The organism is Bradyrhizobium sp. (assembly GCF_016213215.1).
Lineage (GTDB): Bacteria > Pseudomonadota > Alphaproteobacteria > Rhizobiales > Xanthobacteraceae > Bradyrhizobium.
Genome location: NZ_JACRAW010000008.1, coordinates 59,407 through 85,355 on the forward strand (window position 1 = coordinate 59,407; position 25,949 = coordinate 85,355).

General features: G+C 63.7%; 25 protein-coding genes. 2 read left to right on the forward strand and 23 right to left on the reverse strand.

Features of this window, described 5'->3' with window-relative positions; translation table 11 throughout:
• Positions 1-24 precede the first annotated feature (24 nt).
• Genes fba through HY852_RS02190 form a run of 4 tightly spaced genes read right to left on the reverse strand, consistent with a single transcriptional unit; the run spans position 25 to position 5,126 of the window.
• The gene (gene fba, locus HY852_RS02175) at positions 25-1,110 is read right to left on the reverse strand and encodes a class II fructose-bisphosphate aldolase (RefSeq protein ID WP_291602257.1); all 1,086 of its coding nucleotides are present in this window, start codon (positions 1,108-1,110) and stop codon (positions 25-27) included.
• A 33-nt stretch (positions 1,111-1,143) separates the two neighbouring features.
• A complete protein-coding gene (gene tkt / locus HY852_RS02180; RefSeq protein ID WP_291602259.1) occupies positions 1,144-3,168 on the reverse strand; it encodes a transketolase in 2,025 nt (674 codons plus the stop codon).
• Positions 3,169-3,202: 34 nt separating this feature from the next.
• A complete protein-coding gene (locus HY852_RS02185; protein ID WP_291602261.1) occupies positions 3,203-4,078 on the reverse strand; it encodes a phosphoribulokinase in 876 nt (291 codons plus the stop codon).
• 10 nt (positions 4,079-4,088) lie between these two features.
• Entirely contained in the window at positions 4,089-5,126 is a 1,038-nt protein-coding gene (locus HY852_RS02190) for a class 1 fructose-bisphosphatase (RefSeq protein WP_291602263.1), read from the reverse strand.
• Positions 5,127-5,243: 117 nt separating this feature from the next.
• Here HY852_RS02190 and HY852_RS02195 point away from each other — a divergent pair, with 117 nt between their 5' ends.
• Together HY852_RS02195 and HY852_RS02200 are read left to right on the forward strand one after the other, a co-directional pair.
• Positions 5,244-6,194 (forward strand): LysR family transcriptional regulator, encoded by a 951-nt coding sequence (locus tag HY852_RS02195; protein ID WP_291602265.1) that lies wholly within the window; start codon positions 5,244-5,246, stop codon positions 6,192-6,194.
• A 318-nt stretch (positions 6,195-6,512) separates the two neighbouring features.
• Complete coding sequence (locus HY852_RS02200) at positions 6,513-7,025, forward strand: hypothetical protein (protein WP_291602266.1); 513 nt, start codon at positions 6,513-6,515, stop codon at positions 7,023-7,025.
• Positions 7,026-7,323: 298 nt separating this feature from the next.
• Here the strand turns inward: HY852_RS02200 and HY852_RS02205 are convergent, their stop codons facing one another.
• From HY852_RS02205 to HY852_RS02295, 19 genes are all read right to left on the reverse strand, one after another.
• Positions 7,324-8,691: an ATP-binding protein gene (locus HY852_RS02205; RefSeq protein ID WP_291602267.1), complete on the reverse strand. Its 1,368-nt coding sequence runs from the start codon at positions 8,689-8,691 to the stop codon at positions 7,324-7,326.
• The gene (locus HY852_RS02210) at positions 8,666-10,120 is read right to left on the reverse strand and encodes a sigma-54 dependent transcriptional regulator (RefSeq protein ID WP_291602269.1); all 1,455 of its coding nucleotides are present in this window, start codon (positions 10,118-10,120) and stop codon (positions 8,666-8,668) included. The genes HY852_RS02205 and HY852_RS02210 overlap by 26 nt, the downstream gene beginning before the upstream one ends.
• Positions 10,117-11,811 (reverse strand): hydrogenase maturation protein, encoded by a 1,695-nt coding sequence (locus tag HY852_RS02215; protein WP_291602271.1) that lies wholly within the window; start codon positions 11,809-11,811, stop codon positions 10,117-10,119. Before HY852_RS02215 ends, HY852_RS02210 begins: the two co-directional genes overlap by 4 nt.
• Before the next feature lie 8 nt (positions 11,812-11,819).
• Positions 11,820-12,860 carry a hydrogenase expression/formation protein HypE gene (hypE, locus tag HY852_RS02220; RefSeq protein WP_291602273.1) on the reverse strand — a complete coding sequence of 347 codons (1,041 nt, stop codon included), beginning with the start codon at positions 12,858-12,860 and terminating at the stop codon, positions 11,820-11,822.
• Complete coding sequence (gene hypD / locus HY852_RS02225; protein ID WP_291602275.1) at positions 12,857-13,999, reverse strand: hydrogenase formation protein HypD; 1,143 nt, start codon at positions 13,997-13,999, stop codon at positions 12,857-12,859. The genes hypE and hypD overlap by 4 nt, the downstream gene beginning before the upstream one ends.
• Positions 13,996-14,232, reverse strand: a complete 237-nt coding sequence (locus tag HY852_RS02230; protein ID WP_291602277.1) for a HypC/HybG/HupF family hydrogenase formation chaperone — start codon at positions 14,230-14,232, stop codon at positions 13,996-13,998. The genes hypD and HY852_RS02230 overlap by 4 nt, the downstream gene beginning before the upstream one ends.
• Positions 14,233-16,497: a carbamoyltransferase HypF gene (gene hypF / locus HY852_RS02235; RefSeq protein ID WP_291602403.1), complete on the reverse strand. Its 2,265-nt coding sequence runs from the start codon at positions 16,495-16,497 to the stop codon at positions 14,233-14,235.
• Positions 16,494-17,486 (reverse strand): hydrogenase nickel incorporation protein HypB, encoded by a 993-nt coding sequence (gene hypB / locus HY852_RS02240; RefSeq protein WP_291602279.1) that lies wholly within the window; start codon positions 17,484-17,486, stop codon positions 16,494-16,496. The genes hypF and hypB overlap by 4 nt, the downstream gene beginning before the upstream one ends.
• Positions 17,486-17,827 carry a hydrogenase maturation nickel metallochaperone HypA gene (hypA, locus tag HY852_RS02245; RefSeq protein ID WP_291602281.1) on the reverse strand — a complete coding sequence of 114 codons (342 nt, stop codon included), beginning with the start codon at positions 17,825-17,827 and terminating at the stop codon, positions 17,486-17,488. Before hypA ends, hypB begins: the two co-directional genes overlap by 1 nt.
• On the reverse strand, positions 17,820-18,905 hold the full coding sequence (locus tag HY852_RS02250) for a nickel-dependent hydrogenase large subunit (protein ID WP_291602283.1): 1,086 nt from the start codon (positions 18,903-18,905) through the stop codon (positions 17,820-17,822). The genes hypA and HY852_RS02250 overlap by 8 nt, the downstream gene beginning before the upstream one ends.
• Complete coding sequence (gene hybE, locus HY852_RS02255) at positions 18,902-19,429, reverse strand: [NiFe]-hydrogenase assembly chaperone HybE (protein WP_291602286.1); 528 nt, start codon at positions 19,427-19,429, stop codon at positions 18,902-18,904. The genes HY852_RS02250 and hybE overlap by 4 nt, the downstream gene beginning before the upstream one ends.
• Positions 19,419-19,634, reverse strand: coding sequence for a rubredoxin (locus HY852_RS02260; RefSeq protein WP_291602288.1), 216 nt, complete (start codon positions 19,632-19,634; stop codon positions 19,419-19,421). Before HY852_RS02260 ends, hybE begins: the two co-directional genes overlap by 11 nt.
• Positions 19,631-20,494: a hydrogenase expression/formation protein gene (locus HY852_RS02265; RefSeq protein ID WP_291602290.1), complete on the reverse strand. Its 864-nt coding sequence runs from the start codon at positions 20,492-20,494 to the stop codon at positions 19,631-19,633. The genes HY852_RS02260 and HY852_RS02265 overlap by 4 nt, the downstream gene beginning before the upstream one ends.
• Positions 20,491-20,937 carry a hydrogenase accessory protein gene (locus tag HY852_RS02270; protein ID WP_291602292.1) on the reverse strand — a complete coding sequence of 149 codons (447 nt, stop codon included), beginning with the start codon at positions 20,935-20,937 and terminating at the stop codon, positions 20,491-20,493. Before HY852_RS02270 ends, HY852_RS02265 begins: the two co-directional genes overlap by 4 nt.
• A gap of 284 nt (positions 20,938-21,221) precedes the next feature.
• The gene (locus HY852_RS02275) at positions 21,222-21,512 is read right to left on the reverse strand and encodes a HypC/HybG/HupF family hydrogenase formation chaperone (RefSeq protein WP_291602294.1); all 291 of its coding nucleotides are present in this window, start codon (positions 21,510-21,512) and stop codon (positions 21,222-21,224) included.
• Between the two features lie 33 nt (positions 21,513-21,545).
• Entirely contained in the window at positions 21,546-22,127 is a 582-nt protein-coding gene (locus tag HY852_RS02280; protein WP_291602295.1) for a HyaD/HybD family hydrogenase maturation endopeptidase, read from the reverse strand.
• A 16-nt stretch (positions 22,128-22,143) separates the two neighbouring features.
• On the reverse strand, positions 22,144-22,896 hold the full coding sequence (cybH, locus tag HY852_RS02285; protein ID WP_291602298.1) for a Ni/Fe-hydrogenase, b-type cytochrome subunit: 753 nt from the start codon (positions 22,894-22,896) through the stop codon (positions 22,144-22,146).
• A 10-nt stretch (positions 22,897-22,906) separates the two neighbouring features.
• The gene (locus HY852_RS02290) at positions 22,907-24,697 is read right to left on the reverse strand and encodes a nickel-dependent hydrogenase large subunit (protein ID WP_291602300.1); all 1,791 of its coding nucleotides are present in this window, start codon (positions 24,695-24,697) and stop codon (positions 22,907-22,909) included.
• 22 nt (positions 24,698-24,719) lie between these two features.
• Positions 24,720-25,811 (reverse strand): hydrogenase small subunit, encoded by a 1,092-nt coding sequence (locus HY852_RS02295; RefSeq protein WP_291602301.1) that lies wholly within the window; start codon positions 25,809-25,811, stop codon positions 24,720-24,722.
• Between the last annotated feature and the right edge of the window lie 138 nt (positions 25,812-25,949).

Here is a 25,949-nt window from a genome sequence, read left to right on the forward strand (position 1 = left end):
CCCCATCGCGGTTCGCTCAGCCATTCAAGCCGCAACCGACGCCGGACTGCCGACGCGCGGATCGAGTTCGCCCGTACGATAGCGCCGCGCCATCTCGCTCAAGGGAATGACCTTGATCTTGGCGGCGTGGCCGGCCGTGCCGAACTGCTCGAAGCGCTCGCGACACAAGTCGCGCATCGCATCCATCGCGGGTTTCAAGAATTTTCGCGGGTCGAACTCGCTGCGGCTCTGCGCCGCCACTTTTCGGAACACCGCGGTCATTGCCAGGCGGCAATCGGTGTCGATATTGACCTTGCGCACGCCGCTCCTGATGCCGCGAACGATCTCTTCGACCGGAACGCCCCAGGTCTGCGGCATCTGCCCGCCGAACTCGTTGAACATGTCCTGCAGAACCTGCGGCACCGAGGACGAGCCGTGCATGACCAGATGCGTATTGGGCAGCCTGCGATGAATCTCCTCGACCACCCGCATCGCGAGGATCGCGCCATCCGGCTTGCGCGTGAATTTGTAGGCGCCGTGCGAGGTGCCCATCGCAATCGCGAGCGCATCGACCTTGGTGGCGCGAACGAATTCGGCCGCTTGGTCGGGGTCGGTGAGCAACTGGTCCTGGCTCACCTTGCCCGTCACGCCATGGCCGTCCTCCTGCTCGCCGCCGCCATGTTCCAACGAGCCGAGCACGCCGAGCTCGCCTTCCACGGATGCACCGACCCAATGCGCGAGGTCGACGACCCGCCGCGTGACCGCGACGTTATAGTCGTAGTCGGCGGCGGTCTTGGCGTCCGCCTTCAACGACCCGTCCATCATCACCGAGGTGAAGCCGTTGGCGATGGCGCTGGCGCAGGTCGCCTCGTCATTGCCGTGGTCCTGATGCATGCAGAGCGGAATGTCGGGATAGGTCTTTTCCAGCGCATCGATCATGTGCGAGAGCATGATGTCGCCGGCATAGCTGCGTGCGCCGCGCGAGGCCTGGATGATGACCGGCGCGTCGACGGCGGAGGCCGCCTGCATGATGGCGATGCCCTGTTCCATGTTGTTGATGTTGAAAGCCGGCACGGCGTAGCCGTGATCCGCGGCATGATCGAGCAGTTGCCGAAGGGTAATGCGTGCCAAGAGATCTCTCCGTTCGCTTGTGTTTCGGCCTGGTTAGGTGCGCTTTGCTTCACGAGCGATCGAGCGCCTGGCCGCTGCTGCGATCGTTTGGGGAGTAATGTTGAATTCGCGGTAGAGAACGGATGCCGGGGCGGAAGCACCGAAGCCGCGCATGCCGACGAACTCGCCGTCAGACCCGATCCAGCGCGCCCAGTCGCCGAGCACCGCCGCTTCGATCCCGACCCGCGGCGCCGAGCCCAGCACATGGGCGCGGTATTCATCAGGCTGCTCCTCGAACAGCGCAAAGCACGGTGCCGAGACCACCGCGGCGCGGATATGCTCGGTCGCAAGCAGGCGAGCGGCTTCCAGCGCGATCGAGACTTCCGAGCCCGTCGCGATCAACGTGACGTCGCGGCCACCGTCGGGGGTGACCACGAGATAGGCGCCGCGCGCCACCCGATTCTTGCCGCGCGCATCGCTGCGGAAGGTCGGCAAACCCTGGCGCGAGAGGCACAGGACCGAGGGACGATCGATGGACCGCAGCGCGCAGTCCCAGGCTTCCAGTGTCTCGACGGCATCAGCCGGCCGAAAAACCAGGAGATTTGGAATGACGCGCAGCGCGGCGAGATGCTCGACCGGCTGATGGGTGGGACCGTCCTCGCCAAGCCCGATCGAGTCGTGAGTCATGACGTGGATGACGCGCAGACGCATCAGGGCGGCGAGACGGATCGCCGGCCGACTGTAGTCGGAGAACGCGAGGAAGGTGCCGCCATAGGGAATGAAGCCACCATGCAGCGCGATGCCGTTCATCGCCGCCGCCATCCCGTGTTCGCGAATGCCATAATGGATGTAGTCGCCGGCAAACTCGCCGGGGCGGACCGGATGCTGGGTCTTGCTCTGCGTCAGGTTCGAATGGGTGAGATCCGCCGAACCCCCAATCAGTCCCGGAAGCGTCGACGCGATCGCGTCGAGCACCAGTTGCGAAGCCTGGCGTGTCGCGAGCTTGGGACGTTCCGTCGCCAGCCGCTCGCGCAGCTTGCCCGCCGCCCGCTCGTAGGCACAGGGAATCGTTACAGCCTGGTCCTGATCGAAGCGTTCGCGCTGCGCCGGATCGAGCCGCTCGTACCGGTCGAGCCAGGCGAGACGGGCAAGCTGACCGCGCTGCCCGATCATCCGCCAAGCCTTGCTGACGGGAATAGGGACGACGAACGGCTGGTACTCCCAGCCCAGATTCCTGCGGGCGGCAGCAGCCTGATCGGGGCCAAGCGGCGCACCATGCGCCTTTTCCGTGCCCTGGCGTTCCGGCGCGCCATAACCGATGACGGTGCGGCACGCGATCAGCGACGGGCGGTCCGTGGCGCGCTCCTCGGCGATGGCCTGGGCGATCGCCTCGTGGTCGTGGCCGTCGACGTAGCGGACCGACCAGCCCGAGGCGGCAAAGCGCTTGAGTTGATTGTCGGAGGTCGCTAGCGAAGTCGGCCCGTCGATGGAGATGCCATTGTCGTCGAACAGGACGATCAGGCGTCCGAGCTGCAGGTGCCCCGCGAGCGAGATTGCCTCCTGGCTAATCCCTTCCATCAGGCAACCGTCGCCGGCAATCACGTAAGTGAAGTGATCGACCAGCTCATTGCCATGGCGCGCGTTGGCCATCCGCTCGGCGAGCGCCATGCCGACTGCGGTCGCGATCCCCTGTCCCAGCGGCCCGGTGGTGGTCTCGACGCCCGGCGTGTGGCCGTACTCCGGATGACCGGGCGTCTTGGAACCCCATTGCCGAAAGCTGCGGATGTCGTCGAGGCTGACGTCACCGCCGGAGAGGTGGAGAAGAGCATAGAGCAGCATCGAACCGTGACCGGCCGAGAGCACGAAGCGGTCACGGTCCGGCCAGGTCGGATGCGCGGCATCGAATCTCAAGAAGCGCGAGAACAGGACGGTTGCGACGTCGGCCATGCCCATGGGCAGGCCTGGGTGGCCGGACTGCGACTTCTCAATGGCGTCGACCGCCAGGAAGCGGACGGCATTGGCGAGATCGTGGTGAGCGACCAGGTTCAGGTCAGCCTCCGCACGAACCGAAATGTTCATGACAACCTCCCGTTTTCTTTGCGAATTTCCCGATTCACTTGATGCCCCGCTTGCGCTCGATGAGCTGCATGATGAGCGGCGTCAGGATGAGCTGCATCGCCAGGTCGAGCTTCCCGCCGTGGCAGACGATCGAATTGGCGCGCGACATGAAGCTGTTCGGCAGCATCGAGAGCAGGTAGGGAAAATCGATGCCGCGCGGATTCCTGAAGCGGATCACGACCATCGATTCGTCGGGGGTCGGGATCCAGCGCGCGATGAACGGATTGGAGGTGTCGACCGTCGGGACGCGCTGGAAGTTGATGTCGGTCTCGGTGAATTGCGGGCAAATGTAGTTAATGTAGTCCGGCATCCGGCGCAGGATCGTGTCGGTGACCGCTTCGGTCGAATAGCCGCGGGCGCTGCGGTCGCGATGCAGCTTCTGGATCCATTCCAAATTGATGACCGGCACGACGCCGATCTTCAGGTCGGCATAGCGCGCGACATTGACCTTGTCGGTGACGACGGCGCCGTGCAGACCCTCGTAGAACAGGAGCTCGGAGCCCTCGGGGAGCTGCTTCCACGCCGTGAAGGTGCCGGGCGGGCTGCCATGGCGGGCGGCCTCCTCGTCGTCGTGAATGTAATGACGGGTGACTGCGCTACCGGTCTCGCCATAGTCGCGAAACGCCTTCTCCAGCTCCTCGAACAGGTTGGTCTGCGGGCTGAAATGGCTGAAGTGCTTGTTGCCCCGTTCGGCTTCGCGCGCCATCTGCGCGCGCATCTCGGCGCGGTCATAGCGGTGAAACGCGTCGCCCTCGATGTAGACGGCCTTGACGCCCTCGCGATGGAAGATCTGCTCGAAGGTGCGCTTGACGGAGCTCGTCCCCGCGCCGGAGGAACCGGTTATCGAGATGATCGGATGCTTCCTGGACATTCCGGCTCCCTCACAAGCGGAAGAAGCCGCGCCGCGCGAACAGGGGCGCGGAGACGCTCGCAACGAGCAGCGGATCGCAATGTAATTCCTCGATGCGCTGCACCTGGTGGCGCGTCCCCATGATCAGAGGCGCGCGCTGGTGCAGGTTCTGCGCAGCGAGCTCGAGAACACGCTCGCGCCCGGTTGAGGCCGAACCACCCGCCTGCTCGACGATGAAGGCGATCGGATGGGCCTCATAGACCAGGCGAAGCCGGCCGTCGCCATAGCCCGGCCGTGCATCGGATGGATAGAGGAACACGCCGCCGCGGGTGAGAATCCGGAGGGTCTCGGCAACCAGCGAGCCGATCCACCGCATATTGAAGTCGCGATTGGCGGGACCGTCGACACCGGCGACGCATTCATCGATGAACGCGCGCACGGCTGGATCCCAGTGCCGGCGGTTGGAGGCATTGATCGCGAACTCGTCGGCGCCTTCGGCAATCCGAACCCCCCGTCGCACCAGCTTGAAGCAGCCGGCAGCGCGATCGAGCGTAAAGATGTCGACGCCCTCGCCCACGGTCAGCACTAGCGAGGTCTGCGGGCCGTAGGTCACGAAGCCGGCCGCAAGCTGCGCCGTACCGCGCTGGTGGAAGGCAAGCGTTGGATCATCGGGCGCGGGCAGGATCGAAAAGATCGTGCCCACGGTCATGTTGATGTCGATATTGGAGGAGCCGTCCAGCGGATCGATGGCGACGCAGATCTTCGCGCTCGGATCACGGATCTCAGCCTCCCTCATTTCTTCCGAGGCAACGGCGGCGATCGGAATCCGGCTGAGGTAACGGCGAAGGATCTCATCGGTGCGAACGTCGAGATCGTGCTGCAGATCGCCGTCGCTGTTGTGGCCGGTCGCAACACCCGAGACTTCGGACAAATGCCCCCGGCTCGTCAGATCGGCGATTTCGACGGCGGCCGTAGCGACCGCGTCGATTGCAGCGGAGACCATCAGGGCCAGCGGCCCGGTTTCGGAATACCGTTGCAGATAGGCTTCAAGCGTGAGTTGCCCTGTCATGTGCGTCCGTCCCTGCGGCCGCCGCTGCCTTTGTTCCCCTCGGGTCGGGTTGGCGCGGGCAGAGCCAGCAAGAAAGAAATTGACAGAGCTGGCTTAATAAGGAAATTTCTAATTATAATGAGCGCCAAAGATTTTTCTTATAATGCACAGCTGCGGCACCTGACGCTTAGGCAGCTACGGTCGCTGGCGGCCTTGTCGGTCAAGGGCAGCGTGACGGCGGCCTCGAACCATCTCGGGCTGACCCAGCCTGCGGTGACCCAGCAGCTGCGCCAGCTCCAGGACCTCGCCGGCGTTCCTCTGTTGCAGCGGACCGGAGAGGGCATGCTGCTGACGGCGGCTGGAAAGGAAGTGGTGGCGCTCGCAGGAAGGATCGAGGCTGCGATCGCCGATTGCCAGGGTGCGCTCGACCTGCTCGCCGGCCGCACGGGCGGTTCGGTGCATCTCGGCGCGGTCTCCACGGCGAAGTATTTCGTGCCCCACGCGATTGCCGCCTTCTCCCGGCGCTTTCCCAAGATCGACATCAAATTGACGATCGGCAACCGCGAGGAGATCCGCGACGCGATGCATGGCTATGATCTCGACTTCGCGGTGATGGGTCGGCCACCGGCCGACGTCGATGTCGATGTCCGCCAGCTCGGCAAGAACCCGCACGTCATCATCGCGCGCAAGGGCCATTGGCTGGAAAAGGATTCCGGCCTCAACCTGACCGACCTCGTGCACGAGACCTTTCTCACCCGCGAGCCGGGATCGGGCACGCGGACGCTGATGGAAGGCCTGTTCCAGAGGTCAGACCTCGAGCCCATCATCGGAATGGAGATGAGCAGCAACGAGACCATCAAGCAGGCCGTCATGGCAGGGCTTGGCATCGCCCTGATCTCCGCGCACACGGTTGCGCACGAGCTGTCCGAAGGCCGACTCGTCGTCCTCGATGTCGCGGGTCTGCCGATCGTGCGCCAGTGGTACGTGATCCGCCGCAGCGACAAGGTGCTGCTGCCGCCGGCACAGGCGATGTTCGATTTCCTGGGATCGGAGGGATCGAACTATCTGCCGGATGTCGCTGTCGGGTGACGCGTCGAGGCAGTCAGCTGAACCCCGCGCCGGGAACTTGCGGTACGCTGGCCGCCTCTCAGGGCCAGTTCCAGATGTCGTCCAGGCGCAGTGGGTCGTGGCGTTGGGCCACCCCTGACAAGGCGGGACGCCAATAGGACAGACATGTTGCCCAACCGGCCATAATTGCCGCGTTTTGTTTCCTGAACATCAATCTGGGCCGACGCATTTCGGAAACTTCTGTACCTGATGGAAGAGACGGAGCGCCCCATGCGCGTCGCAATGATCGTTGTATCGATATTGGTGATAGCGCGCCCTTCATATGCGTCGGAGTCTTGCATGACCAAGACCGAGGCGCGGCGCCATTTTGGCTCGGTACACCTCTATTGGCATGGTCCAAATCGCTGCTGGGACGCCAGGCCTGGCCGACGCCGTTCGGTCCACGGAGCTGCACGCAAAGCCCGCGAGCAAGCTCAGCAACGAAATGATCGGTCCAAGTCGCATGAATCCAAGTCGCATGAATCCAAGTGGCGTGAATCGATGTCGAAGATGTTGCCTGATAGCGGCAGTGTTCCCGACTTCCGGGCGCAACTGTCATGGAACCATCGAGCGGACGTGTCCGCGGCCGCTCCCGTTCCCGCTTCCGCTTCCGCTGACGCGAACTGGACAGATCGCTGGGTGAATATCATTCAGGTCACGCCATCACTAACGGTCGGCAATGGACCTGCGGCGGAGATCGCGTCCCCGATCGCCGTTCAGCACGCGATGGTCAAGCCATACGTGGTGGTGATGTTGGTGTTCGTCGGCGCGGTACTGACCATAATGTACGCCGCGATCATAAGGCCCTCTTAGCAGGGCCATCGGCGTGGAAAACTAGCGTTAGGTCAGTTGCTCTGCATTTTCCGACTCAGCCGCGAATGTTCGTCTGCACTCGATCGAGTTGTGGGGTTCCGCATGGGTCGCCTTTCTATTGCGCTGTTGATCGTCACAGGGCTGTTGCTCACCGCGTATTTCGGACTGGCGGCCTGGCGGGTATCCGGAGATACGGAGTCCGACATTACGGGTCGGATTCTCCCCGCGCAGGGATGGAACCCGCATCAGCCGATTGAGAGCGGCTTTCTTCCGGATCGCCGGTGAACAGCTTTCTTTCCTACCCCGCCGGCAGCGCAAATGAGAACGTCGCGCCACCCTCCGGCTCGTTGGCGGCAAAGAGCTCTCCGCCATGTTCGCGGACGATACCGTAGCTGATCCAGAGCCCGAGACCCGTCCCCTCACCTACGCGCTTGGTGGTGAAGAACGGCTCGAAGATGTGGCTGAGGTGATCCTTATCGATCCCCGATCCGTTGTCGGCAATCCTGATGAGGATCTCGCCGCCGGCGCGCGAGGCCGACACCTTCAGGCGCGGCGCGTTGACACCGCGCATCGCGTCGATGGCATTTTCGACGAGGTTGACGATCACCTGGTGAAGCTGTCCTTCATTGCCCGAGACCCACAGCTCCGGCTCGATCTCCATCTGGACGTCGACCCGCATCTGCTTGGTGCGCACCGCCCACAGCACCGCGGTATTGATCAGACGCTCGAGATTGACACGTTCGACCTCGCCGAGCTTGCTGAAGGAAAGCCGCCGCAGGTTCTTGACGATCTCGGAAATCCTGACCGCGCCTTCCAGCGTGCCATCGATCAGCGGACCGAAATCCTCCACAATGGCGTCGATGCGCAGGCTCTTCTTGAGCGCTGCCAGATCACTCCCCCTGGCCTTGCCGTGGATGGCGTCGAGATAGGAAACCAGAGCCGTGCGGTAGCGCATCAAGGTGTGAATATTGCCATAGACGAAACTGATCGGATTGTTCAGTTCGTGCGCGACGCCTGCGACAAGACGACCGAGACTGGCCATCTTCTCCTGCTCGACGAGCTGGCGCTGCGCCCGCTGCAATTCGTGATGCGCCTTGTGCAGTGCCTCGTAGGCGCGCCGGAGCTCGCCGATCGGTCGTCCCGTCAACACCACGCCGATGAAGCGGCCGCGATGATCGTGGCGCGGCGAAGAGTTGATGGCGAACAGATCGGAGCTGCCGGCGTCGGCGGCGAACCTGAGCTCGCCATCCACCACCTCGGATTGAGAGCGCGGCTTCAATAGGGGCACCAGCCTGGGGTTGTCTGCGACATCGATGATGTCGGCGATGTTCCTGCCGACGATGTCTTTAACCGTGCGGCCGAGCGTGTTCTGGAACGCGGAGTTGACCTGCTGCACCAGCCCGCGCGCGTCGCACACGACGAGAATATCGGAGACCGACTCGATGACGTTGGTGACGAAGGCCTGCGCGTCCTCGAGCTCCGCGTTCTTTCGCTCGAGATCGACCTCGTAGCGCAGCAGGTCGGAATAGACCTCATCCATCTTGCGGATGACTTCGATCCAGGCGCCCTCGCGCTCATGGTCGAACTCGATCGTGCCGCGGTTGGCAATCAGCCGGAGCAGCGATTCCGCTTCCGGAATCTCAGGAGAGTCCGTCGGCTTTGCCATTTTTCCTCAGGTCGTACCTGGACAGTTTGTTCCGCAAGCCAACCCGTGACAGCCCGAGCTCGGCCGCGACCTTGCTGATATTTCCTTCGAACTTCTCCAGATAGCTGACAATGACCGACTTCTCGAGATCCTCCACCTTGTCCTTCAGCGTGGCCGAACCATTGAGCTTGCCGCTGAGCGGGGGTGCCGCACGTTTTCCATTACGCCGCCCCAATTGCGGCGGGCATTTCAGCTCGTCCTGATCCGCCAACACGACCAGGCGCTGGATTTCATTCTGCAGCTCGCGCACATTGCCCGGCCAGGGATACTTGGCAAACTCCTCCAGCGCCGACGGCGAGAACCGGAGGCTCGGACGGTTGAACGAGCTCTTGACCGAGGCGAGCACACCCTGGGCGATCAGCGAAATGTCCATGGGCCGTTCGCGCAACGCCGGCATGTGAACCGGAAAAGCCGCGAGACGATAATAGAGATCGCGCCGGAAACGGCCCGCCTCGACCTCGGCCTCTAGATCGCGGTTGGTGGCCGCCACCACGCGCACGTCGACCTTGCGCACGCGCTGGGCACCGAGCGGCCTGATCTCGCTTTCCTGCAGCACGCGCAGCAATTTCACCTGGAAGGCCGGCGAGGTCTCGCCGATCTCGTCCAGGAAGATGGTGCCGCCGTCCGCGACCTCGAACAATCCAATGCGATCCTGGTAGGCGCCGGTAAATGCGCCCTTCTTGCAGCCGAACAGCTCGCTTTCGAGCAATTCGTCGGGCAAGGCGCCGCAATTCTCGACGACGAAAGCCTTGGAAGCGCGCGCCGAACCGTAGTGGATGGCGCGTGCCAGAAGCTCCTTGCCGGTGCCGGATTCACCCGTGATCAGCACGGAGATGTCGTATTCGGCCGCGCGTTTGCCGAGCTCGATCACCTGGTGCATCGGGCTGTCCGGCGAATGCACAATTCGGTCGAAGTCGTAAAGCTGCTTCGCGGCGCCACGCTTGACCGAGACCACCTTCTTGATGTGGCCCGGCGTCGCCTTGACGTCGACGCCGACGGTTTCGGTTTCCTTCTGCAGCCGATAGAGCTGGACCGCTTCCCTGACGATCTCGATCAGGCGCTCGGGCTGCCACGGCTTGGTGATGTACTGGTAGATGCCGGCCTCGTTGAGACCGGCGATGATATCCTCGGAATCCGAATAGCCGGAGATGATCATCCGCACCGGATCGGGCCACAGCTCGCGCACGCGCTTCAGGAAGCTCACACCCGATTCCTGCGGCATGCGCTGGTCGCAGATGATGGCGTGGACGATCTCGCCTTCCAGCAGCTTCTCCGCATCCGCCGCGCTACCGGCGCAGAGCACCTCGAAATCCTGGTTCAGCACCCGCCGCAGCGCTTCCTGCGAGCGGATTTCGTCATCGACGACAAGAATGGTCCCCTGCACGCTCATGACTGCACCGCCTGACGGCTCCCCTTGTCGCGCCGCGACCGGTGATGCGCGATGGTCAACGGCGTGCGCGACTTCGGCACCTTGTGAATGAAATTGTAGCGAGCCACGTGATAGCTCGGATCGAAGCCATAGAAGTTGAGCCGCATACGGCGCAGCTCCTCGTTGCGGTAGGTTTCGAGCGGCTTCGCCGCCTCGTCCGCCGCGCGACGCCTTTGCTTTTCGGCGACCCGTGCGAGATAGCCATCGTCCGAGGCCGTGGCGGCGGCAAGCTTTACGAGGTTATTGGAATCCATCTCCGTAGGTTCGAGCACGCGGTCGACCAGGCCGAGACGACGGGCCTCCGCCATGCCCATCGGCAAGCGGCAGCGCGTGATGTTCGCCGCATTGGCGGCGCCGACGCGGCGCGGCAACAGGTAGGTCCAGTATTCCGAGCCGTAGAGATTGCCCATGTCCTTGTAATGCGGGTTGAGCACGACCTGGTCGCTCGCCCACACCTGGTCGGCGGCAAGGCTTAAGAATACCCCGCCGGCGCCGGCATTGCCGCGGATGACGGAAACGACCAGCCGATCGGTCGTCTCGATGATCGCCCGTGCCAGATCGTCGATCGCGTTGATGTTGCGCCAGGACTCGTCGGCCGCGCTTTCGGCCGCCTCGATCTCGGCAAGATGTATCCCGTTCGACCAGTAATCGAAGCCGCCAGTGAGCAGCAGCACTCTGGTCGGGCGCTCAAGCGCGGCCTGATAGGCCTCAAGCAAGGCCTGACACGCCTCGGTGTTCATGGCGCCATTGTAGAAGGAGAATTCCAGCTCGCCGATATCGCCATGCTCGCGATATCCGATCGGCGCGTAGCCGCATCCCGGACGATGCGGCAGATCGGCGGCCTCGTTTGCGAGGACCTTCGCCGCGGGCAGCTTCAGGCTCTTCGGCTCGACGCAGCGAACGTGGCCGATCCAAACCGCGCCATCGACCGTGGCACGGGCAAGCGCGCCGGCGCATTGCGCCACGACCTCGCCCGGGGTTCCGCCAATACCGTGAGCCTCATGGGCATCGAACACGCGCACGTCCTGCCCAAGCAGGCTGTCGACGAGGCCCGGCATGCCGTCGGCGCTATGGATCTTGCGCAGGACCTCAGCAGTCGTATCGCTCTGCCAGTCGATGGTGCGGTCGGCCTGCCGGCACACGCCCCGAGTGCGGATGCGCGGATCGTCATGCCGCATCGGCGCCGGCGCCGGGCGTCCCGCTTCGATGGCCGCAATCGCTTCCAGGACCGCCTGCACTGCGCCTTGCGTGACCTCGTGGCGATAGAGGCTGGATTTTGCAGCGCTCCGCATTGGAAACGTGCGCGAGGCCCAGATCGGGCCGGCGTCGAACTCGCCGTCCGCCTGCAGCACTGTGACGCCCCATTTGGAGGCACCTTCGAGGATCGCCCAGTCGAGCGCCGCCGGACCACGATCGCCTGGCGGTCCGGGATGGACGATCAGGCAACGCACGGTACGCCACACGTCTTCCGGGATCGCCCGCTTCAGGAACGGGGCGATCACAAGATCCGGCTGGTACAGCTCAATGCTCTGGCGCGTCACATCAGGATGAACATCGAGCTCGACCGATACCTCATGTCCACGCTCTCTCAGCTCGACATGCAGCCGCTGCGTCAGGCTGTTGAAGGAATGGGACAGGAGCAGGATGCGCATCGGCGTGCTCAACAGATCCGGGGCAGCTGTTCGCCCGACAACCAGTCGACGATTCTGCCGCCACCAAAGCCCGTCACCATCTGCACGAAATGATGATCATCGGGGATGGCTTCACCGACGGCGGCGGCATCGCGGCCGAGCGGATGCGCCTTCATCGCTGCGAGCACGGCCTCGACAGCCTCGGGCGCCACGATCGCAACCAGCTTGCCTTCATTGGCGACATACAGCGGATCAAGTCCGAGCAGTTCGCAGGCCGCGGCAACGGCAGGTTTTAGCGGAATGGCTTCCTCCTGCAGCCGAAAGCCGAGCCCGGATTGCTGGGCGATCTCGTTCAGCGTCGCGGCGAGGCCACCGCGCGTCGGATCGCGCATCACGCGAATGCCGGCACCGCCCGCTTCGACCATCCTCGCCACAAGGTCGTGCAGTGACGCGGAGTCAGAGACGATTTCGGTCTCGAAGGCCAGATTCTGGCGCTTGGACATGATGGCGACGCCGTGGTCGCCGAGGCTGCCGGAGACCAGCACGCGATCACCCACCCTGGCCTTCTCGGCCGACAGATCAAGCCCCTCAGGCACGACGCCGACGCCGGCTGTCGAAATGAACAGCCCGTCGGCCTTGCCGCGCTCGACCACCTTGGTATCGCCCGTAATGATGTACACACCGGCGGTGCGTGCCGCCTCGCCCATGGAATCGGCGATCATTTTCAGATCGGAGAAGCGAAACCCCTCCTCGATGATGAAGCTGGCCGAGAGATAAAGCGGTCGCGCCCCTGCCATGGCGATGTCGTTGACCGTGCCGTGCACGGCGAGCGAGCCGATATTGCCGCCGGGAAAGAACAGCGGCGAGACCACGTAACCGTCCGTCGTCATCACCATGCGGCCGGCGCGGACGTCAAAGGCCGACTGGTCGTTGCCGCGCGCCAGCCATTCATTGCCGAACGCCTCGTGAAACAGACCCGAGATGAGCTGCGACATCGCGCGGCCGCCGGAGCCGTGGGAGAGGTCGACACAGCCGTTCTTGATGTCGAGCTTGCGCTGATAGGCTCTCATGACGCCCGCCTGTGCTGATGATCGCGGAAGCGGCCGTAGGTCCAATGCGCGGCACAGGCGCCTTCGGAGGACACCATGCAAGATCCCATCGGCGTCTCCGGCGTGCACACCGTGCCGAACAATTTGCAGTCAACCGGCTTCTTCACACCGCGCAGGATAGCGCCGCATTCGCAGGCCGGATTGTCGTCGACGCGAAGCTCGTCCATGGCAAAGCGGACCTCGGCATCGTATTTGGCGTAGGCCCGCTTCAGCTTCAGGCCGCTATAGGGCACGAGCCCGAGCCCGCGCCATTCGAACTGGTCGCGCAGTTCGAAGATGTCGGAAACTTCCTCCTTGGCCCGGATGTTTCCCTCGCGCGTCACCGCCCGGCTGTACTGGTTCTCGACCTCGTGACGCGCCTCGTTCACCTGCCGCACCAGCATGAGGATGGCCTGCATCATGTCGAGCGGCTCGAAGCCCGCGATCACCACCGGCTTGCCGAATTCCTCGGCGAAAAATTCGTAAGGCTCGGTGCCGATGATGGTAGAGACGTGCGCGGGTCCGACGAAACCATCGATCTCGATACGGCCGATGTTGCGGATGTCAGGGCTTTCGAGGATGTTCTGCATCGCCGGCGGCGTCAGCACGTGGTTGCAGAACACACTGAAATTTGAAAGCTGCTTCTTCTCGGCAAGGCGGATCATCACCGCGGTCGGCGGGGTCGTGGTCTCGAAGCCGATGGCGAAGAAAACGACCTCGCGCCCGGGATTTTCCTCCGCGATCCTGATCGCATCGATGGTCGAATAAACCATGCGGACGTCGGCGCCGCGCGCCTTGGCCCGCAGGAGCGAGGCACCTTGCGAGCCCGGCACGCGCATCAGGTCACCATAGACGCACAGAATGATTTCCGGCCGCTCGGCAAGCCTGATCGCCATGTCGATGCGCCCCGCAGGGAGAACGCAGACCGGGCAGCCCGGACCATGGATCATCCGCACGTTGCCGGGGAGCATGTCCTCCAGGCCATAGCGGGAGATGGCGTGGGTGTGGCCGCCGCAGAATTCCATGAAGCGATAGGCCTTTTTTGGATCGGCCTCGGCCCGGATCGCCCGCGCGAGGCCTTGCGCGATCAACTTGTCGCGAAACTCGTCGGCGTATTTCATTGAGGCGACTCCTGCCTTGCGCCGCTGAGCTCGCGCAACAGCTCCAGGGTGTGCATCGCCTCCTCGGGGTCGATCTTGGTAAGAGCGTAGCCGACGTGAATGATGACGTAGTCGCCCACGGCAAGATCCTCGATCAGCGCGACCGATATTTCCTTGCTGACGCCGTCGATCGAGACCACGGCCATGTCGTCGGGCAGGATCTTCGTGACCTCAGCGGGGATGGCAAGACACATCTAGAGGCTTCCTTCCAGGCTGTCGGATTCGTTGATTTTGAGGGCGGCGATCCACGCCTGGCCCAGGCTCAGGCCGCCGTCATTGGGCGGCACCTGACGCGGCAGCAGCGGATTGAGCCCGGCGGCCATGCAGCCATGCTGCACCTGTTCGCTGAGAACCGCGTTGAGGAAACAGCCACCGCTCAGGACAATATTGGCGACACCTGTCGATCGCGCAGCGCGTCCGATCCAGTCGACGCAGGCGGCCGCGAAGGTGCCGTGAAACAGCTCCGCTCCCTGGGTAGGATCCATGACATCGAAGGCCAGCCGTTCGAACAACGGATGCATGGACAGCACGCCGCCCTCGATGGCCCAGCCCCGGTCGAAAACCGCTGCGCGCCGAACGCGCGCCTCGAGCTTCATCGCAGCTTCGCCCTCATAGCTCTGCACTTCGGTGATGCCGAGCAATCCTGCCGCCGCATCGAACAGGCGGCCCGCGCTGGTGGTCGTCGGTACATCGGGCTGGTCGAGCAGCGCCACAAGGCGTTCGGCCTGTGGCTGCGCCGCGAACCGCTGCGGGATCTCGGCGCCGCGCCGCAAGGATTGCAGCATGGCAGCTGCCATCCGCCACGGCTCGCGGGCGGCGCGATCGCCGCCGGGCATCTTGAGCGGCGCCAGCTGTCCGATGCGCTGAAAGCGCGCGCCTTCGCACAACAGCAGTTCGCCGCCCCAATTGCCGCCGTCGCTGCCATAGCCGTAGCCGTCGAGGACCAACGCCAGCACCGGCCCCTCGAGGCCGTGTTCCGCCATGACGGATGCCGCGTGCGCATGATGATGCTGGATGGGGACCAGCCTGCATCCGCTCGCTTCGGCAAAGCGGGTGGAAGCCATGTTGGGATGCAGATCGTGAGCCACCACCGCTGGTTCGACATCCAGGGTCGACACCAGATGCCGGACCGTCTCCTCGAAGAACCGGATTCCTTCAGCGGTGTCGAGATCGCCGATGTGCTGCGAGACGAACGCTTCGTCGCCGCGCGTCACGGTGATGGTCGATTTCAGCGCACCGCCGACCGCGAGCACCGGCGGGACGGGCCTCGCGAGGCGGATCGGCTCCGGAACATAGCCGCGCGCGCGGCGAATGAATTGCGTCCGCCCCGCCACGACCGAGACGACAGAATCGTCGGCTCGCGTGAAGATGTCGCGATCATGGGTCACGATCAGGTCGGCGATGCCGGCAAGGCGCCGCGCCGCTTCGTCATTGGCGATGACCAGCGGCTCGCCGCCGGGATTGGCGCTGGTGGCGACGACGGCCCCATTAGCGCCGTCCGCCCGCGGATGGATTGAACGAAGCGCGTGCAGCACCAGGTGATGCAGCGGCGCCACCGGGAGCATCACGCCGATCCGCGACAACCCAGGGGCAAGCGCCGGCGCCAGACTATTCCGCGACCGCAGCAGCACGATCGGACGCGCGGCTGATTCAAGCAGCGCAATTTCGCTTCCAGCGGCTTCGGCAATCTCACCTACCGCGTCGGCAGCCGCGACCATGACGGCAAACGGCTTCTGATCGCGCTGCTTGCGCTGTCGCAGCCGCTGCACGGCCTCGTGGTTGCGCGCATCGCAGAGGAGCTGGTAGCCGCCGAGCCCCTTGATGGCGACGATCTTGCCTTCGGCAATCGCTGCCGCAATGTCCGCAACCCCGTGGTTGAGGCGCGGGCCGCATTGCGGACAGGCGATCGCCTCGGCATGGAAGCGCCGGCTGCCCGGATCGGCATATTCGGCCGCGCAGGCGGCGCACATCGCGAACGATTTCATTGCCGTGAACGGCCGGTCGTAAGGCAGCCGTTCGGCAATGGTGTAGCGCGGGCCGCAATGCGTGCAGTTAATGAAAGGATAGAGATAGAAGCGGCTGTTCGGATCGAACAGCTCTTCGAGGCATTGCGGACAGGTCGCAGCATCGGCGACGATCCGCGTCGACACCCTGCCCTGCTCGCTGGCGCGGATATGGAATTCATCGGCGGCAAGGCTGCCGATCTCCTGGACCGAGATCTGGTCGATGCGTGCCAACGGCGGCTTTTCGCGTGGCAGCGCGGCAACAAAATCCGACGTCCGCTCGCCCTCGATCTCGATCACGACGCCATGCGGATCGTTGGCGACAAAGCCGGCAAGAGAGTAGCGCGAGGCGAGGCCATGGACATAGGGACGGAAGCCGACGCCCTGCACGGCACCGCGCACGTGCAGGCGCAACCGGGTCGCCTCTTTCGCCATGGTGGGCACGCCCATGCTCATCCGGACACCGCGCGCAAAGTCGCCGCATTCATCCTGGATGACTGCTTGCGAATCCACGCATAGAAAGTCGCCATGCCTTCGCCAGTGCGGGCCGAGACCGTCAGCACCTCGATCTTTGGATTCACTCGCCGCGCATATTCGATGGTCTGGGCGAGGTTGAAGTCGAGCACCGGCGCAAGATCGATCTTGTTGATCAGCATGAGCGAGGAGACCGCGAACATGTCGGGGTATTTGAGCGGCTTGTCTTCGCCTTCCGTCGTCGAGAACACTACGATCTTGCAGGCTTCCCCAAGATCGAACGCCGCCGGGCACACCAGGTTGCCGACATTCTCGATGAACAGAATGCCGCCATTGAGCCAGGGCAACCGGTCATAGGCCTCGGCCACCATCGCCGCGTCCAAATGACATCCCTTCCCGGTGTTGATCTGGACGGCGGGGACGCCGGTCGCACGGATGCGCTCGGCATCGTTCGATGTCTGCTGGTCGCCTTCGATCACGCCGATCGGAAACGTGTCCTTCAGATCGGAGACGGCGCGGACCAGGAGCGAGGTCTTGCCGGCGCCGGGGCTGGAAACGAGATTGAAGGCGAGCGCATCGTCGGCCCGGAAACGGGCCCGGTTGGCGGCGGCTAGCTTGTCGTTCTTGGAAAGAATATCGCGTTCGACCTGGATGATACGGTCGCTGCTCATGCCGGCGATCTTCTGTCCTGCCGGATTGGCACCGCAGTCGACCAGGCCCGCATCGCCGGTGGCGTGATCATGAGCCGCGCCGTGGTGGTGATGGTCGTGACCGTGCCCATCGCCTTGATGGTGGTGATGATGGTGCGCGCCATGGCCTGCATGATCGTGGTCGTGACCTTGGCCGTGGTCGTGACCGCCATGGTGATGATAAGGATGCGCGTGATCGTGCTGATGAGCGTGGTCGTGCGCGTGATCGTCCGCGCCTTCGATGGAGGATTTTCCGTCGCTGCAGCCGCAAACCGTACACATCAGTCGACCTCCAGTTCCTTCACCCGCATCTCTTCGCCGCCAGTGACCTGCAGCTGGTAGCCACCGCAGGAGGGACACGGCTCGTAGCGCTGCTTGATCTCGACTCTCTTCGAACAGGCCATGCACCAGGCGACACCGGGTGTTTCAACGATTTCGAGCACCGCTCCTGCCGCGATCGTGCGCGCTGCCACCGCCTCGAAGCAGAACTTCATGGCCTCAGGCGCGACATGGCTCAGCGCACCGATCTCAAGGCACACCGTCTTCACCTTCGAAAAGGCGCGGCGGCGCGCCTCCTCCTCGACGATCTGGATGATCCCCTCGCATAGCGCCATCTCATGCATGGACCGCCTCGCGAAAGGTGAGATTAAACCCGACACAGGGATCGAACGATCCGACCAGGGCGCGGACCGCTTCCCGACCCGGGAGGCCATCTTCGACCGCAGCCCCCTCCAGCGCCCGCACCAGCGGGCCGCGGGTGTGAAAATTCCATTCAGTCGGCGCCAGGAACTCGAAGCGGACAATGCGACCTTCGCGGTCGAGCTCGACGGCATGATAGAGCCGGCCCCTCGCGCATTCGACCGCAGCGGTGCCCTGCCCTGCTCCCAGCCGGTAGCTTTCGATGGAGCTCTCACCAAGCACACGATCCTCGTCTCCTTCGAGCCAGGCGCCGAGCCGCCCGGCCTCGGCGATCTTCGCCTTGAGCCGTTCTGCCGGTCCCCCACGATCCGGCGTGGCCGCGCTCCACGTGGAATGGCGCGCCCACACGCCGGTTTCCGGAATCCGGCCATCGAGATCGGGCGCGTCGGAGAATGTCGTCCCTTCCGCAATCAGCCGAACAGCGATGTCGCGATCATCGGCTGCGGAGAGGAAGGATGGCGCGAGCGCCACCGGCGCCAGCGCGCCATCCTCCAAATTGGCGAGTTGATGCGCCAAAGCGCTGCCGGGCTTCGGTGCCGCGTCGCGCGAAATGCCAAGCGAGGCGAGCGCCGTACTGATCCGCGACACCGCCTGACGCCGCACATCCCCGGCGGAGCTTCCGCCGCCGATTACGGCAAGCGTCTGCAAGAGTTCGCGAAGGATCGCCGCGCTTGCCTGATCCGGCGCGCTCCGCCCGAGGAACAGGCCGCGCACCAGCTCGGTCAGCCGTTCGGCAACGACGGCTTTCATGCGTTGCTGCTTCACTTCCGGGTTTGCGTCTTCGCCGCGCGCGGCCTCCACGGCCGACACGAACGCCACCTGATGCGCGGCGGAGCACAGCGAGAACAGTCGCGGCAGCACCGAAAGTAGCGACGATGCCGGCTTGCCGGCAAACAACCGCGTCAGCGGCGGCCGCGCCCGCGGCAGGATCTCCACCGCACGGATCACGTTGCCTTCAAAAGCAACGGTGACATCGATCTCGTTGCGGAAGGCGATGCTCATCCGCGCTGCTCCTTGAGCGCGCCGCGCAGGAAGCTCCGCCGATCGATCGAACTCTTCACAGCCCGGCGGCTTTCCGCTTCATCGTCCGCGGCCGGCTGCATCAAGGCCTCGATCGCCGCTTCAGCCACGGCACGGGCGGACCCCATGTCAGCGAACTCCGACATCGGCGAAAACAGCGAGCAGCTCGCGATGCGGCCGACAGGCGCCACATCGCTGACAGTAAAATCGATCTCGCCCGTGGGAAATCGAAAACGCAGGCTCGATCCCGGCGTCGCCACAGAAGCCGACGCGTCGCTCGCCGGCACCACCACATTCATGAACCAGGGCGTGATCATGATGCCCACGATCCTGCCATTGAAGATGCGAAAGCCGACCGGCTCGACGCCAAGCGCGTCATTATAGATCGGTAGCTCGCGCATCGTGCGCTCGCCGATCGCGCGATAGGCCTCGGCCAGCACCGCGCCCCACGCCGCGGGATCGACACCGCCGTCGGACACGGGGTGCTGGTCCGCCTCATGCATCATGCTCGACTGCCATGAATTTGGACTTCGGCGCATCGCAGTTCGGGCAACGCCAGTCCTCGGGCAATGCCGAAAACGGCGTGCCGCCCGCGACCTGAGCCACCTGATCGCCTTCGGCCGGAGCGTACACACTCCAGCAGATGCCGCACTCCATGCGCGCCTCGTCGGCAAGATCCTGGCGTACGCCGAAGTTCTCAAAGCCGCTCATTTGAAATAGGCCTCGATGATTTCCCGCAGGCGCTCGGCCGAATCCTCGAAGTCCTCGTCCGCGGCAAGCACCGCGGTGGGGACGTCGCCCACCTCCAGCGTGTCGAGGATGATGGTGTCCATGGCGTTGAAGAACTGCACCGACCACACGTTGCGCACGCCGGTCGCGAGCACCCGGCAGGCACCATAGCCGCGCGAGACGAGCTGGATAGGCCCATTCCTGATTGTCTCCTGCAGGAACGACATGTCGACCGGGCTCATCGGCAGCAGCGTGAAATTGATGATCTGCGAGCGCGTGCCCGGACGCCATGCTTGCGCGCGCTCGCGGATTTCGGCGAGCACCGGCAGCACGTTCATGGCGCCTTCCGGCGCCTCGCCGATCCCGAAATCGTCAGCGGTGAGATCGACAGCCGCGCGCCTGACGATCTCAGGGATGGCACCGACCTCGACATATTCGTGGGCAGCATCGATCTCGAGCCGCACCCGCCAGATTCCGGCAAGCACCGATTCCTGAATCTGCGCGACCGAGCCATCCGGCAGCGCCACGACGCCGGCGACCTCGCCTTCGCCCAGTACGTCCGCGATCAGCCTGCGCTCGAGATCGTTGAGAGCCTCGAGGCGAAAGAGCTGCGTCGGACCATCGCTCTTCTGCTGTGAAATGGCGGACGCCAGCTTCGACAGCAATTCGACGGCATTGGGACAATTTCTTGCCAGTTCTGCGCTGTCCAGCGTTGCGAGTTTTGCCAGCGCGCCGGCAGCGGTCAGTCCGCTATTGGCCGTGTTAAGGCTCTCCTCGCCGATCGGAAAGACGCTGACCGGCTGCTCAGCGCCTTCAGCGGCAACCCAGAATCCCGCCTTCATAGTCCCGCCCCCGGTGAACGATGCTGGGGCATGATGGTCGCCACGACGGAGGCGCCGCTGGAGCGCGGCCGGTCGATCAGCTTGGAGATGCGGTCGATATAGACCGACCAATCCTGGATCTTCGCGATCAGCCCGAGCGTCTCGCCCTTGGCGATGAGGATCAGCGTCGGCTGCACGCGTACGCCGAACCGCTGTCCAAGTTCGGCTTCCGCCGCACGCGCGATCACCGCGCCGCGAAGCCGACCCTGGAAGGCCTTAATCAGTTCAGGCAGCACGATGGCAATGTCGATCGCCTCGGGAAAGCGCGCGGGGTCTCCGGCCGATAGCAGGACCGCAACGACGCCAGCTGCGTCGACGCCCGCGAGAAAGTCGTCAACGTTCGCGGCATCGACCTCAGGCAGGCCGCCCCGCACCAAAACATGTTTGCCTTGCTGGAAATCCATTGCCCTCCCCTGACAAGTTTTATGGTTGTGCTGGTGATAACGGTTAGCAAGGCCTATGCCAGATCGGTTACAAGATTTCCGGACCTACCCGCTTGATTTATATCATTGTTCCCGACGCCCGCGGGAACCAGCCAGCCACAACTGACAACTTTCTTTTCATCGGGGATGGAAATCTGTTTTCGCGCTAGAAACGTCGCTTCCAGATCTAAGAGCACATCCAAGAGCCTGGCCGGCAGCGGCGGCGGGTATCATGTCATTGAATTCGAACTCGGCCGCTGGCCCAGTCAGCGCAGATGCGCCGGCAGCTGCGGCTCGCGATCGATGAGATCGGCGAAGAAGCGGTCTGTGTCCTCGCCCCTGAGCGCGGCGCCGAGCCCTTCGATGGCATCGGCAATCAGGCGCGCCTCTTCCTCATCCAGCACGCGGATGGCGGTATCGATGTAGACGAGCACCTTGGCGCCGACCGGCGGGTCCGACAGCAACAGGACGGAGACGCGGCGCCGTTCGCTGCCGTACTCGCAGAGGGCCGACATGCCGTCGGTCTCGACGATCGTCATCGGCAGGCCGAGGCACATGGCATTTCTCCGGCAGCAGTGCGGAACGGGCAGCTAGGCCGGCCGCGCTCTCGTCTCGTAATGTAGATGATCGATGTCGTTGGCAAGTAGCCGATCCGATTCCGCGAGTGGTTCGTTGCGCGGCCTCGGCGGCGAACCCCACTCGGCGAGGATGTCACAGGCGAGCTTGATTGCCGGTTCGATCTGCTCACGCACCGGAGCCGTCAACGGACCACCCCAATCCTCGAGATCCAGCGGCTGGCAGCCGATCAATGCGAGTTGTTGCGGACAGCGCCCCAGCAGGTCCGCCGCGCTGATTACCTCCTGGAAGCCGGTCTGGTGCAGGCTCATCTTCTTGGCGCCGGTAAAACGCGGCACGTCGGCGTCGCGCACCAGCTTCAACGTGCCCGGTTCGAGCCCGTAGTCGATGGCGTCGAACACGATGAGGCAATCCGCCTCCTCCAGATAATTCACGAGGTAGAGTCCCTGGGTGCCGCCGTCCAGGATGGTGACGTTGTCCGGAACGTCGTAGCGGCGGTGGAATTCCTCCACCGTCCGCACGCCGAACCCTTCATCGGCCCACAGAATGTTGCCGATCCCGAGCACGAGGATCCGCTTTGCAGCACTCGTCGGCATGAGCCGGTCTCCAAGCTTAATCGCGGAACTGGCGTTCGCCCGAAACGATCGACGAGATCATGCTTTGCCGCGACATGATGTCTTCGCGGATCGCAGCGTAGACGTGCACGATCACGAAGGTGACCAGCGCCCACATGCCGAGATGATGCCAGGTGTGAACGTCCTGGCTGTTCGGCCAGATCGAGAACACCCACCCAAACAACTTGTGCTGCCAGCTGTCGATGCCGGTACCTTCCGAATAGAGCGCAAAACCGGTGATGATCATGAAGGCCACAAACAGCGTAAAGCCTGTGAACATCCCGACCTGCGCCAGTGGATTGTGGCCCACATACCGCTTAGGCTTCGCTACCAGGAACGCGTACCAAGCGGCTTCGTAGAACACTTCATACCAGAACTGCTTGCTCCACACCGGAATGTAGAAGATCTGGCGTGAGTGCGCGTTGCCGAAAAAGGCCCACACGATACGGGCCAGGAATGAAACCGCGAGCACCTGCCCCGCCGCAAAATGCGTGAAGCGGATATAGCCCATCACGAAGGTGTCATAGGCCTCGCCGCTGACCGTCGGCAGCGGCGATCCGATCAGATAGCCGGTCACCATCAACGTGAAGATCGCAAACGCGCTCACCCAGTGGGCAATACGCACCGGCGCTTCATAGACGTAGAGCGTCGGACGTTCGACCGCATGGTCGCCTGCGACATCGCCGGCCAAAGCCGCAAGATCCGCGTCATCGATCCTAGATTCCGCCCTGCGGGCAGCTGCATCCATCATGGCGCTTCCCCTATCGAACCTTGACGGCCGCCATTTCCTGACCGTCAGGACTCATGACATGGGTCGAGCAGGCCAGGCACGGGTCGAAAGAATGGATCGTGCGCAGGATCTCCAGCGGCTTCTCCGGATCCGCCATCGGCGTATCCATCAGCGAGGCCTCAAAGGCGCCGATATTGCCCTTCGGGTCGCGCGGCGAGCCGTTCCAGGTGGTCGGCACCACGCACTGGTAGTTGTCGATCTTGGTGTCCTTGATCTTGATCCAATGGCCGAGCGCCCCGCGCGGCGCCTCGGTGAAGCCGTAGCCTTTGGCCTCCTTTGGCCAGCTCTCCGGCTTCCACTTGTCGACGTTGGCGGTCGAGGAGTCGCCGGCTTTGATGCGCGCCACCAGCTTGTCCTGGAAGTAGCGCAATTCGTGCGCCGCCCATTCGCATTCCAGCGCGCGCGCCGCCGTGCGGCCGAGCGTCGAGAACAGCGCGGTGACCGGCAGACCGAGCGTCTTGAGCAGCTTCTCGGTCGGCTCCTTGAACTCCGGCTTGTTCTGCGCGTAGCCGATGATGTAGCGCGCCAGCGGTCCGACCTCGACCGCATTGCCGCGCCAGCGCGGCGCCTTGATCCAGGAATACTTGCCGCCTTCGTCGACCGCCTTGATGTCGGTCTTGGTGCCCTTGGCGTTGGGCCCGAGCTGATAGTTCGGCTCGGTGACGCCATCCCAGGGATGCAGTCCCCTGGTCTCATCGGGATATTTGTACCAGGAGTGGACGACGAACTCCTGGATCTGCTCAGGGTCGCCGTTGTCGATCGGCAAGACCTCGTTGAGGTTGCCGTTGAGGATGACGCCGCGCGGCAGCTTCAGGCTCTTGTCCGAGTAGTCGTTGGCGTTCTCCGGGATGTCGCCATAGGACATCACGCTTTTGCCGGACAGGCCGCCGCCGTAGAGCCAGTCCTTGTAGAACGAGCCGATCGCCGCGACGTCCGGCAGATAGACCTGCTGGACGAATTCGAGGGAGCGATCGATGATCGAGGACACAAGATTCAGGCGTTCCATGTTGATGGCGCCGACCGCGCCGGTGCCGTCGACATTGATGGCGCAGGGCACGCCGCCGACCAGCCAGTTCGGATGCGGGTTCTTGCCGCCATAGATGGTGTGGATCTTGACGATCTCCTTCTGGAAATCGAGCGCTTCCAGATAGTGCGCGACCGCCATCAGGTTTGCTTCCGGCGGCAGCTTGTAAGCGGTGTGGCCCCAGTAGCCGTTCTTGAACGGACCGAGCTGGCCGGACTCGACGAATTTCCTCAGGCGGATCTGCAGGTCCTTGAAGTACCCCGGCGAGGACAGCGGCCATGAAGAGATCGACTGCGCCAGCGCAGATGTCGCCTTGGGATCGGCCTTCAGCGCGGAGACGACGTCGACCCAGTCCAGTGCGTGTAGGTGATAGAAGTGCACAAGGTGGTCGTGCACCTGCAGACACAGCTGCATGATGTTGCGGATCGAGTTGGCATTGTCGGGGATCATGATGCCAAGCGCATTCTCGACGGCGCGCACGGAAGTGAGCGCGTGCGTGCCGGTGCAGACGCCGCAGATCCGCTCGGTGAACGCCCAGGCGTCGCGCGGATCGCGACCCTTCAGGATCGTTTCGATGCCGCGCCACATCGTTCCGGTGGAAACGGCATTGCGGATCACGTTGTCGGAGTCGACGTTGACCTCGACGCGCAGGTGGCCTTCGATCCGGGTCACCGGATCGACGACGATGCGCTTGCCGGAATTGTCGAGCTTGAACCCGTTGGGTGTCTGGATGCCCATGGTTGCTTTCCCTGGAATTCGATCAGGTGTCTTGCGTGGCGTCTTCGCGCTTGGTCGCGAGGCGCTTGACGGCGGTCACCGCCGCATGCGCCACCACCGCCGCGCCGACGGCGCCGGCGGCCACCATGCCGATCTGGTCGGCATTCTTCTCGATGCCGAACTGCTTGATGGTGGTGAGCCGGTCGTAGAACGAGCCCTTGTCCCAGAAACCGTCTTCCGAGCAGCCGATGCAGCCGTGTCCCGACTGGATCGGGAAGGAAACGCCGCCGTTCCAGCGCACGGTCGAGCAGGCGTTGTAGGTGGTCGGGCCCTTGCAGCCCATCTTGTAGAGGCAATAACCCTTGCGCGCGGACTCGTCGTCCCACTCTTCGACGAACTGGCCGGCGTCGAAATGCGACCGCCGGTAGCACTTGTCGTGGATGCGCTGCGAGTAAAACATCTTCGGCCGGCCCTGGCGGTCGAGCTCGGGCAGCTTGCCGAAGGTGAGAATGTAGGTGATGACCCCGGTCATGACTTCCGCGATCGGCGGACAGCCCGGCACCTTGATGATCGGCTTGTTGGTGATCACCTTGTCGATCGGCGTCGCCTGGGTGGGATTGGGCTTTGCCGCCTGCACGCAGCCCCAGGAGGCGCAGGCGCCCCAGGCGATGATCGCCATGGCGTCTTCGGCCATCAGCTTCAGCTTCTCGACGAACGGCTTGCCGCCGTCGATGCAGAACATGCCGCCCTCGTTCAGCGGCGGATTGCCTTCCACCGCAAGAATGTACTGGCCCTTGTACTTGGCGCGGGTCTCTTCAAGGATGGCTTCGGCCTGATGGCCCGCCGCCGCCATGATGGTGTCGTCATAGTCGAGCGAGATCATCGACAGCACGGCATCCTTCACCAGAGGATGCGCGGAGCGGATGAAGCTTTCCGAGCAGCAGGTGCATTCGAGACCGTGCATCCAGATGACGGGAATGCGCGGCTTGGTCTCCAGCGCGTTGGCGATGCGGCTCGCGGCGAGCGGACCGAGGCCGAGGCTCGTCGCGGTCAGACTGCAGAACTTGTGAAAGCTCCGGCGCGTGATGCCCTGACGCCGGATCACGCTGTAAAAGGTTTCGGTTGCCGCGCCCATGAGCCCTCCCATCTGATCTCTTGTCGGCCGAGACTGATCGGCCGAGACTGATTGCTGTCGTTCGGACAGCAAGAAGCAGGCCAACATCGGGCGCGTTACGAAATTGAAACGATTTCAATCTGTTGCGAAATCGAAGCG